1 pseudogene is annotated in these 780 nt (G+C 75.3%); it reads left to right on the forward strand.

The window, feature by feature from the left end:
- Window positions 1-780 (forward strand): annotated as a pseudogene (locus IDM40_RS27755) (HNH endonuclease signature motif containing protein); the annotation flags it as partial.

A 780-nucleotide genomic window follows, 5' to 3' on the forward strand; every position in this document is an offset into this window, starting at 1 on the left:
TTCACCGCCCCCTACGGCACCACCGACAAGACCACCGACGCCAACGGCGTGGGCACCAACGCGGGTGGCGCCGAAGGCGCCACCCCCGGTACCGGTGCCGACATCGAGCTCATCCCCGCGGGTGAGGCGCTGACCTCGCGCTACGCGCGCACCTACGACGCCCTCATCGCGGCCGCGGGCTTCGCCCACGGCCACCACGGCCACGGCACCACCAACGGCAACGGCTTCGCCGGTACCACCACCGTTGCTGCTGGCGCCGACCCGGTCGGCGGTGCCGACGGCGCTGTCGACGGTGACACCGACACCGGCGGCAACGCCGACGGCGCTGGCTCCGGCGGCTCTGGCCCTGGCGGCTCTGCCGATGGCCCCACGACTGCTGCTGGTGGTGGTTGCTCGCAGCCGCCCGGCACCAAGGCCGTCATCAACATCACCGTGCCGCTGTCGGCGCTGCTGGGCTTCGGCTTCGCCTTCAAGGACCAGAACGAGACCGACGCCCACGACGCCGACGGCGTCGCCTACCCCGCCGCCGGGGCCGCGGGCGCCGCCACCGCAGGTGGCGCCAACACCACCGGGGCAACCGGGAACACCGGGGCGACCACCGCCACCGGCCCCGAGCCGGGCGCCGAACCGGGCCCCGACCCCGGCGGCGGCACCGGTGGCGGCGTCACCACCACCGCCACCGCCACCGCAGGTGGCGCCAACGCCAACACCGGCCCGCCCTCCACCACCCCCGATTTCCCGGGCCACTCCGGTTTCCCCGGTGTGCCCGTCTCCTCCGGT

It is taken from the genome of Nocardiopsis coralli (assembly GCF_014892575.1).
In the GTDB taxonomy this organism is placed as follows: Bacteria; Actinomycetota; Actinomycetes; order Streptosporangiales; family Streptosporangiaceae; genus Nocardiopsis; species Nocardiopsis coralli.